This is a genomic window from Qipengyuania sp. NPDC077563 (genome assembly GCF_044901345.1).
GTDB classification, from domain to species: Bacteria; Pseudomonadota; Alphaproteobacteria; order Sphingomonadales; family Sphingomonadaceae; genus Qipengyuania; species Qipengyuania aestuarii.
The window spans coordinates 640377-649774 of sequence record NZ_JBJDPC010000003.1; the positions used below are offsets into that span (position 1 = coordinate 640377).

At 60.3% G+C, this 9398-nt stretch carries 12 protein-coding genes; 11 read left to right on the forward strand and 1 reads right to left on the reverse strand.

Annotated features, from left to right (window positions below):
* Positions 1-261 precede the first annotated feature (261 nt).
* The 5 genes from ACI2I1_RS14295 to ACI2I1_RS14315 all read left to right on the forward strand — a co-directional run bounded on the left by ACI2I1_RS14295 (position 262) and on the right by ACI2I1_RS14315 (position 4322).
* Positions 262-513, forward strand: coding sequence for a hypothetical protein (locus tag ACI2I1_RS14295; protein ID WP_404679641.1), 252 nt, complete (start codon positions 262-264; stop codon positions 511-513).
* A gap of 122 nt (positions 514-635) precedes the next feature.
* Positions 636-2441: a relaxase/mobilization nuclease domain-containing protein gene (locus ACI2I1_RS14300; protein WP_404679642.1), complete on the forward strand. Its 1806-nt coding sequence runs from the start codon at positions 636-638 to the stop codon at positions 2439-2441.
* Positions 2442-2583: 142 nt separating this feature from the next.
* Positions 2584-3078, forward strand: a complete 495-nt coding sequence (locus ACI2I1_RS14305; RefSeq protein ID WP_404679643.1) for a hypothetical protein — start codon at positions 2584-2586, stop codon at positions 3076-3078.
* Positions 3078-3719 carry a hypothetical protein gene (locus ACI2I1_RS14310; RefSeq protein ID WP_404679644.1) on the forward strand — a complete coding sequence of 214 codons (642 nt, stop codon included), beginning with the start codon at positions 3078-3080 and terminating at the stop codon, positions 3717-3719. Before ACI2I1_RS14305 ends, ACI2I1_RS14310 begins: the two co-directional genes overlap by 1 nt.
* A 129-nt stretch (positions 3720-3848) precedes the next feature.
* A complete protein-coding gene (locus ACI2I1_RS14315) occupies positions 3849-4322 on the forward strand; it encodes a hypothetical protein (RefSeq protein ID WP_404679645.1) in 474 nt (157 codons plus the stop codon).
* Between the two features lie 148 nt (positions 4323-4470).
* Here the strand turns inward: ACI2I1_RS14315 and ACI2I1_RS14320 are convergent, their stop codons facing one another.
* Positions 4471-4869: a helix-turn-helix domain-containing protein gene (locus ACI2I1_RS14320; protein WP_404679646.1), complete on the reverse strand. Its 399-nt coding sequence runs from the start codon at positions 4867-4869 to the stop codon at positions 4471-4473.
* 67 nt (positions 4870-4936) lie between these two features.
* On the opposite strand from ACI2I1_RS14320, the gene ACI2I1_RS14325 reads away from it, so the two are divergent.
* The 6 genes from ACI2I1_RS14325 to ACI2I1_RS14350 form a co-directional block, all read left to right on the forward strand.
* Positions 4937-5557 carry a cation transporter gene (locus tag ACI2I1_RS14325; protein WP_404679647.1) on the forward strand — a complete coding sequence of 207 codons (621 nt, stop codon included), beginning with the start codon at positions 4937-4939 and terminating at the stop codon, positions 5555-5557.
* Positions 5550-5945, forward strand: coding sequence for a DUF3703 domain-containing protein (locus ACI2I1_RS14330; protein ID WP_404679648.1), 396 nt, complete (start codon positions 5550-5552; stop codon positions 5943-5945). The genes ACI2I1_RS14325 and ACI2I1_RS14330 overlap by 8 nt, the downstream gene beginning before the upstream one ends.
* Positions 5946-6028: 83 nt before the next feature.
* Entirely contained in the window at positions 6029-6367 is a 339-nt protein-coding gene (locus ACI2I1_RS14335) for a hypothetical protein (protein ID WP_404679649.1), read from the forward strand.
* Between the two features lie 65 nt (positions 6368-6432).
* Positions 6433-7686 carry a TolC family protein gene (locus ACI2I1_RS14340; protein WP_404679650.1) on the forward strand — a complete coding sequence of 418 codons (1254 nt, stop codon included), beginning with the start codon at positions 6433-6435 and terminating at the stop codon, positions 7684-7686.
* 11 nt (positions 7687-7697) lie between these two features.
* Complete coding sequence (locus ACI2I1_RS14345; protein ID WP_404679651.1) at positions 7698-8861, forward strand: efflux RND transporter periplasmic adaptor subunit; 1164 nt, start codon at positions 7698-7700, stop codon at positions 8859-8861.
* A 58-nt stretch (positions 8862-8919) separates the two neighbouring features.
* A partial coding sequence (locus ACI2I1_RS14350) for an efflux RND transporter permease subunit (RefSeq protein ID WP_404678299.1) occupies positions 8920-9398 on the forward strand: 479 nt, incomplete at its 3' end.

Below are 9398 nucleotides of genomic sequence, written 5' to 3' on the forward strand. Positions count from 1 at the left end.
AGGGTCGTCGCTCCGGCCCAGCCTCCGCGTTCAATAGAGAGGAAAATTAAGTAAGCAGGATGGGTGGTGTATTCCACCACCGGCTGATAGAATCAGCAATGCTCCGCGCTGGGGCTTGTCGCATTTGAGGGAGGGGTGGAAGCAATGGATCGAGAAGGTAGAGCCGCTCCAAAGCGCCATGGGAAGGCAAAGGATGGAGCGCGGAGAAAGGATGAGGGGCGGAAAATTGTTGTCCGGCTAGATGACGAACAGCATCGCAGGTTGAAGGAAATTGTCGGCGATCGCTCGGTATCGGACTTCGTGCGGGCTAAGCTCCTGGGCGGGAATGCCGAAAGCGGTGAACGATCGCGAAACGTTTACCGCAAGATCGCGGCGCTCCATGAGATGGGCGTCCGGCTATCTGCAGCTGCCAAGAATCCAGAAATTGATAGAATGGAAATCACCGGACTTTTGGTGGATATCCGGTCGGCAATTTCGCATCTCGCGATCTATGTAGACCCGCCCTCGCGATGATCACGAAGCGCATCAAGGCACGGAAGACCCTTCGCCAGATTACGCGAGAGCGTATCGCGCATGCACGCTCGCTCATCGACTATCTTCTCGCTCCGGAAAAGGAGAGTGACGAGAAAGCCTATATGGTGGACTACTTGCTTCGGGCGGGGTTGGGGGACAGCTCCGGTGTGCGCCTTCTGCATTCGGGTTACCGAAACCTCCTCAGCGATACCAAGCATGCACGCAGGGCTGAGATGATGGCACTTGCCAATGCGGCGACGCGGAGTCCTAATCCGGTCGACCACTGGCTGCTAAGCTGGAGGGAAGACGAAAAACCCACTTCGAAACAGGTCGACGAGACCGTCGAAATGTTTCTGGGCCACTTGGGATTGGGTGGTCAGCCAGCAATCTATGCGTTGCACGGCGACACGAACAACGTCCATTGTCACATCGCCGTCAATCGCTTCGACATGCTCACCAGGCGCATGATAGAGATAAACCATGGTTTCAACAAAGAGGCCGCACATCAGGCTGTAGCCAAGATTGTAGATCACTTCGGGTGGCAGGCGGAAGAGAAGCAGCGCTACACGATCACGAATGGCGAAATCATCCTTTCCAAGCGTGCCGCCAAGCTGAAGGCGCTTGGCCATAAGCCGATCTGCACCGGAGCTACGGCAGCTGAGTGGCGGACCGGTTTCAAATCCGTGCAGCGGATTGCGCAAGAAGAAGCGGTTCCGATCATCCTGAACGCCCGCTCTTGGCCTGAGCTTCACGAGCGTTTGGCTGCGAAAGGCATGACCTACGAGCGGGTCGGCACGAATGGGATCAAGATTGGGATCGGTGAAGAGTTCGTGTCCGCTTCGCGCGTGAACAGTCGCATCACGATGATCAGGCGGGCGAAGGATTTGGGAGATTTTGTCGCTCGCGATCCCTCTGTGAAGGTCCACGCGCGATCACCTGAACAGGACGTTCTTCCGCATGCGAAGGATGCGATAGAATACCGAGAACTTTGCGATGAATATCGCGCCGATCGCAAGCGTAGGAAGAAGCTGCGGGAACTCGAACGCTTGCGCAAAACAAGAAAGCAAAATGCTATCGAGATCGCGCGGGCTACTCTGCTTCAGAATTCCCAAGCTCAACCCGAGCCCGTGATCGCTAAACCCCCTCCCAATCTGGAAAGCTATCATTACTGGAAGAATGACGGAGAGACTGCCGCCAATTGGTGTCGCCGCAGAAATTTGTTTCCTACTCTGACTGGTCAGCAACCGGCTGATGTAGAACCCAGAAGGATCGGAGAATTCGTGCCTTTCCGATCAGGCAATGAAGTTCGGTATGCCCGGCACGCTGATGCGCCCACCGTTTTCGTAGATCGAGGGGATCGGATCGACGTCATCTTGGCGAAGGAAGATGAAGCCATCGTTGCCGCACTCCAGCTCGCTGCGCAGAAGTTTCGTGGAAGGGTATCTGTGACCGGGAGCACGGAGTTCCGTGAACGCGCCTTCGTGCTCGCCCAACTCAACGGGCTTGGCGCATTTCTGATAGATCGAGACTTCGTCGATCGTCGTGCTGCCGAAGATCGCGAACGCCGACTAAGCGATGCTACCTCAAAGGCGAATACGTCTGCGATGAGCGGAACGGTTGGGCAAGCCGGGAACCCTGATATCGATATTGGCACGCTTACTAAACTAGATTCCCAGCCATCCAAATATGTCACTGGCGAGCGACTGCTGTCGCATCCACCACAAAATGCACATTCAGATGCCGCCGGTGCTGCGGAGAGGAACAAGCAGCAAAAAAACTACGACCGGACGGACGCTGAATCCGAAGCTGTGAGACGCGACCCCGCGCCCGCCGCCGCTCCTGCAGAGAGTCCAGAGCGTGTTCCATCGCGCGGTTTCAGCAAAGAGACTGACCTGTCGTTGGGATCGCAGACGGGAAGAAGCCGCTAGCCGCGGTCAAAATCGGCCGCCCGCGGAGTGGGGCGACGATAGGTAGATTGGCGGGGCCAGGCGAAGCTGTCCTTCGGAGGAAAATTTGAAGGCAGCCTGATCCGATCAATACTGATCGGTGACCCTCCTGAGAAAGCTCGAAATGAAAGAACTTAATAATAGACCCCTCGCACCCTGCGAGCGCCTTCTGGCGCTGCCGCTGCTTGAACTGGAAGCGACAAACGTTGCCGAATGGCGATTGCCAGGAATGCCGCAAGGATGCCTCGATCTGCCGGAGTGCAATCTCGTCCTCAGCGGGACTGCGGACGCCGAGCGGTTCGACTTCGCGATGCTCAAGACGTCGACGGATCGTGATCGTGACGTTTTGCTGATGCGCTTGGTCACCGGTGAATTCCCGGCGCTCGCCGACATCGTTCTTCGCTCATCCGCAGAGCCGATCCTGCTGACGAACCTGATTCCGTGTCGGTCGAATGAGAGGCTGTGGTTCGTGCCGAGCTCGAATGGAAGGTGCGTGGAAATTACGCAGAAAGGTCTCACCATCCATTGGAAAGCGCCTGTGTCGCTTCAGGGACTGAAGGAGGGATGCGACCGCATGGCCGACGAGATTTCCCGATTTTTAAAGGGAGTGGCGTCCTGATGGCTGCGACCAAATCCAAGCCGCGCGCCAAGAAAGCGAGCTCGCAGCCCAAAACGGATGAGAAGGATCCGCTCAGCTGGCTCTATACAAACCCGCAGGGGTCGTCTGACGGGTTCACCTTCGGTGTCCTGCGGAAAACCTTCAGGGGGCGCACGAACACCGCGCACGAATTCGGCTTCCGGAAATGCCATCTTGGATCGGCATTCGTGAACGCGGACCGGTCGAATTGGGCGCCCAATGCCGAGAAGGTCGAGGTCATTCTGCCCGCCCGGGCCGACGATATGTTAAGCGATCCCGATCTTCTCTTGCGCCAAGCCGATGCATCCGCTTGTCCCAATGTAGCTGGGCTGCTCACCTACCTGACCTTACCGCTTGCCGACGCCGAACGTCTTCATGTCGGATGGGAACGGGCGCGTTCGTTCGCGGTCAGGCTGGCATGCGAGCGCGACGTTGCGTCGATCGTAATCCTACATTCGCCTGGATCGGTCGGTTCGGCATTCCCTCTGCATAGCCATCTTCTGATTATCCCACGCGTCATGAAAAAAGCCTTCGCCCTCAAGCACTGTGCTTTCGATAGCGAAATTCTCTGTGACGAGGGGCAGGGGGTTCTGTCCGATCTGTGGGACAAGCACTGCCGCTGAACTGCATAGACGACAGCGCAAGAGATGCCCGCGGGATGCTAACCATCCCGCGGGCATTACTGCGTGGAAATTTTTGAATGGAGGTGGAAATGTCCCCGGATTGGGGGATGAAAATTTGGGAAGATCAAGATGATTAATGACTTCGAAAATAGCGTAATGTCGGCATACGCGAACGCTGTCTGCAAGATGCTGCTCGGGACCGACAGGCTTCAGCCTGGGTTGGCGTTTAGTGCCGGGTATCGGCGCACGATAGACGATACCGTCAGCATAGCTGACGTCGTTCAATCAACCCGGCATGACATGCTTCGGCTGTCATTCGAATGGAATGAAGGCGAATTCCAACTGGTGGAACTGGCGCTTTTCATCTGGCGAGATCGTGGCGTGCTGACGGTTCCGAATTGTCATCTATACCTGCCAGCCGGATCAGACCGCGCGAGGCTCGTAACGTCGGAGATTTCGCCGAGGTTGTTCGGCTTGGAAGCAAATGGTGTCGTTTGCTTTGATACGGTTCCCGAAAATCTCTATGCGGGAAAAAGCAGGGCCGTGTCGCGCCTTCAGTCTCTTCTAGCCCCTGACGAACTGCGGACCAATTGGAGGACCTAGGGCGCAGACCCGTATAAGAAGGCGAAGCAGGTCTGCCGTGCCGCAAACGGCCGTTGCGTCCCAAACGACAGAACGGCGGCTTAGCGCCCTAATATCGGCCATTCCATTGCTTCTCTGGGTTACCCATAAGCGGACGGCCATCGAGGTCTCACATGACGCTATGGCGCCCTAGGCTGCCGATGATCTGGCACTCACCGATCTTGTCCGCCTGGCAGGACCGTAACATCTGACCCAACTCGTCTCGTAGTGCCATTAGATCGGCGATCTTGCGCTCAACCTCGGCCAAGTGCAGCTGAGCCAGTCGATCAACATCCTTACACGGGTTGTCGTCATGGTTAGAGAGGGCGACCAGTTCTCGCACCTGCGCCATGCTGAAGCCGAGCTGGCGGGCGCGGCGAACGAATGTAAGCGCTGCCAAGTGGTTGTCCGAATAGTCGCGGTAATTGCTGTCTGTGCGATCCGCCGCCGGCAATATGCCTTCTCGTTCATAATAGCGGATCGTCTCCGCGTTTGTGCCAGTAGCTTTCGCCAGTTCCCCGATACGCATCGCTTGACCTTGTAGTTGCTACAAGGTGCATATGTTCTTGCGACTCGAACGTTGCAAGGAGAGTGGCATGGCGAAGTCCTGCTGCCAGACACCGGAGCCTGACACCGCCGCGCACAACGATCCGCGCTGGCGCCGGGCTCTGTGGATCGCACTCATCGCTAATGCTGCCATGTTCGCAGTGGAGATGGTGGCTGGTGTCGCTGCTGATTCCCGTTCGCTCCAAGCCGATGCGCTTGATTTCTTCGGGGATGCCGCGAACTACACGATCAGTCTTGGCGTTGCAGGTCTGGCACTCTCATGGCGCGCCAAGGCCGCTCTAGTGAAGGCCGCGACCATGCTCGCTTTCGGCGTGTGGGTAATCGGCTACGCGATCTACGGCCTCGTCGCTGGTTCGGCCCCGGAGCCCCAGACAATGGGAGTGGTCGGCACGCTGGCTTTGGCGACGAACGTGATCGTCGCGCTCATGCTCTTCCAGTTCCGCGAAGGCGATGCGAACATGCGATCGGTATGGATTTGCTCGCGCAACGACGCGATCGGAAACGTTGCGGTTCTCGGCGCCGCCCTCGGCGTGTTTGGAACGGGCGACGCGTGGCCCGACCTGCTCGTCGCCTCGATCATGGCCGGGCTAGCCCTGTGGGGCAGTGCGGAGGTGTTCGGCCAGGCACGCCGGGAGTTGTCCCATGGATAGCAATACCATTCCCAGCAGGGATGCATTTCTCGCAGAAGAATACCGACGCGCAGCAGAGGCTTCGGACGAGCAGAATTTCGAGGAAGCCTGGCACCATCTCGAACGAGCCCACGTAGTTGCTCAGGACCGCTTGGGACCGCACTGCGTCTCGCATTGGCGTATGCTGGAGCTTGCGTGGAGAACGCGTGATTGGCGCGAAGTTCACGGTCAGATATTCCGACTTTCCCTCGCCCCCTTAGGCAACATCACGGGGAGACTTCCAATAGGAAACAGTGGTCGTTCGAATGTAAGCGCATTCGCCCGGATGGAAATAGAGCCGGAAATCAGGCGTGTGCTTGGTCAATCGCCGTGTAGTGATGATCGCACGCCGAGGAACACCGATGCGTAAATCGATGGTATTGTTATGAAATCACATTCGACCTGGCGAGATAGTTCTTTCGCAGCCGTGCCTCCGCTGCTATCGGGCACGCGATGATTCGGCTCTTCGCCCGCTCCCTCTTGCTACAGCTCATCACGCTGTGCACCGCATTCGGTGTCCTATGGGCTCCGGTGGCGGAAGCGGCCGAATGCGTGGGAGAGCCGCCGGTAGCATCGCAACTCGAGCAGCACGACGAGCCCGGCGATGATGACAGTGGGGCAGAGAAGCACGGCGCCTGCGCTCATGGCCATTGTCATCATGCTTCGCAGGCCGTCGGGCGGTCGTCTCACGCCTTTTCTTTAGGATCGGTCATGAGTGCCCTGCGCGCCGGCGACCAGCCCTCGTTCGCGTCCAATCTGACCGAACTGGCGACGCCCCCTCCTCGCGCCTGACGTTCGCCGCGCGTCGGACCTGTTTTCCGACGCCGAATTGAACGTCAGCAGAGGAATACCCATCCATGTTCGCCATATCGTGGCGAGCAGCCCCCGTCTGGGGGCTGATACTCGCCCTGTCCACGGGACCTGCCAGCGCGCAGGACCCGCGTGTCGTCACGCTCGACGACGCCCTTGAACTCAGCGGGGTCGCCGCTGAGGCCGATACCGCCACCACCAACCCCCGCCTCGTGGGACCCCGCGCGGAAACCGACGCGGCGGTCGCGCTTGTCGATCAGGCTCGCTTGAGCCCGAACCCCGAAGTCTCGTTCGACGTCGAGAACGTCGCCGGCAGCGGCGCATTCTCGGGCCTCCAGTCTACCGAATATACGCTCTCCGTCGGCCAGCGTCTCGAACTCGGCGGCAAGCGATCTGCGCGGATCGGTGCGGCCGAAGCCCAGGCCGAACTTGCATCTCTCAGGGCCGACCTTACCACGGTCGAACTGGGACAGCTGGTGCGCGAGCGATATCTTGCAGCTGCTGCAGCGGCTGCGCGGGTCGAACTTGCCGAAGATGTCGTGGCGCGTAACGAGGAACTGGCTCGCATTGCTGGTGTCCTTGTGGAGGTCGGCCGTGAGCCGCCTCTGCGCGCATTGAGGGCGGATGCGGCCCTTGCCGAAGCGCGCGCGAGCTTGGTTGAGGCAGAGGCGGAGAGCCTGTCGGCTCGAACAGCGCTCGCAACTTTATGGACTGGCGGTGAAGCGCCGCTCGTTCCGGCGCAATTTCCGGATATCCTTCCCCCCGCATCGCTTATGTCGGAGGCGCAGGAAAGCCTCACCTATAGGGTTGCGCGAGCCGAGAGCACTGCTGCGGCGGCGGAGATCGAGCGGCAGCGAAGTTTGCGTATTCCCGATCCGACGGTCTCTGCGGGCGTGCGGCGCTTCGGGGAAAGCGGCGACAATGCCTTCCTCGTCGGCGTTTCAATCCCCCTTCCTTTTCGGGACCGGAATTCGGGCAACATCGCTGCTGCCGAGGCTCGGTTGCGTGCAGCGAACGCTCGCGAAGCTGTAGCTCGCGCGGATTACGAGCAGGCGGTCGCCACGGCCCGGGCAAGGTATCTTGGTGCGGAAGCGCGCGTCGAAACCCTGTCGCAGACATCGCTCCCGCAGGCGGAGGAGGCATTGCGTCTCGTTCGCATCGGGTATCGCAACGGACGTTTTCCCCTGATCGAAGTGCTCGCTGCCGCAGAGGCACGTGACACGATCCGCGAGGCGCTCATCGCCGCCCGCGAACAAAGGGGTCTGGCCGCAGCCGAACTGATCGGGCTGGCCGCACAATGAAGGATACATCAATGACACGCAGAAAGCTGGCGATCCTCGTCGGTATCGTGATCGCGATTGGCGCTATGGCGCTGATATTCTGGCCAACCTCCGAGGTCGACGACCATGCAGGTGAGGATGACCATGCGCAGGAGGAACCTGCGGCCGAGACACCGGAAGGGGTGATCACGCTTAGCGACAAGCAGATTAGCGAGGCCAGGATACAGCTGGCCGCCGTTCGTTCTGGCGCCGCCGTCGAGCTCGTCTTCCCGGCGACTGTCGCGGCGAGCCCCACTGCCTCCGCTCGTATCGATGCCCGCGCCTCGGGGGTCGTCCGCTCCGTCGGCAAGACGCTGGGCGATTATGTGGCACGCGGCGAGACCGTCGCCCGCATCGAGAGCGCGGATGCCGCTGCTCTCGCCTCCCAGGTGAGCGCAGCAAGCGCGCGGGTGAGCGAGCTGTCTGCCGCCTACGAACGCGAGCGGCGTCTGTTCGAGGAAAATGTCACGGCCCGCCAGGATCTGGAAGCCGCGCGGGCGAACCTCAGCGTAGCACGTTCGGAACTTCAGCGGGCGCAGGCCGCGGTGGCGGCCGCTGGCGTCAGCGGCGACGGGCGTTCGCTGGCGGTCACCTCTCCCCTGGCCGGCAGGATCACCGCGGCACCGATTGTGCTCGGGGCCTTCGTCGATGCCGGCGAGGAACTCTACCGCGTGGTCGATCCCAGTGGCCTCCAAATCGAGGTGGCGCTGCCTTCAGCCGAAGCCTCTCGCATCCAACCTGGTGACGAGGCCGTGCTGGTGGTCGGCGACGGTCGGGAAATCGGCGCTCGGGTTCGTTCGGTGACGCCTTCGCTAGATCCGGAGAGCCGCAGTGCGACCGCGGTCCTGTCGTTATCGCGCGGCGTTCCGGGGCTTCAGCCGGGTGCCTTCCTTCAGGCGCGGATCAGGCCTTCGGGTGAGATAGACCGCGACCGCATCGCGGTGCCGGAGGACGCTATCCAGGTTGTCGAAGGACGAGACGTGGTCTTCGTCCGGACGAAGACCGGCTTTCAGACCCGCGCTGTTGAGCTCGGGACACGATCCGCTGGTCAAGTGACGATCCTTTCCGGCCTTCAGGAGGGATGGCAGATAGCTGTCGCCAATGCCTTCCTACTCAAGGCCGAACTCGGGAAGGAGGGCGCGACCCATGGTCACTGAGACTCAGAACGAGCCCGCCGTGGATACCCACACCGATACGGCCAGCCATCGCCACGGTTTGATCGGGGCCATCCTCGACATCGCCGTGCGGTTCCGCTGGGCGGTCATCGTCCTCACCGTTTTCGCAGCCATCTACGGCGCCATGAACCTTTTGCGCCTTCCGATCGATGCGGTGCCGGACATCACCAACACACAGGTGCAGATCAACACCAGCGCGTCTGCGCTCTCTCCCTCGCAGGTGGAGACGCAGGTGACCTTCCCCATCGAGACCGGGCTTGCCGGGATCGAGGGGTTGGAGATGACCCGCTCGATCTCGCGTAACGGCTTCAGCCAAGTCACTGCGATCTTCGAAGAAGGCACTGACATCTACTTCGCGCGCAGCCAAGTGAACGAACGGCTAGCCCCGATCGGTGCGTCGCTGCCGGAGGGAGCGGAGCCCACGATGGGACCGATCTCGACCGGCCTGGGCGAAGTGCTCATGTATACGATCGAATACGAGTATCCGGGAGGTCGCGATGCGCCCAAGGGTGGTCGAAC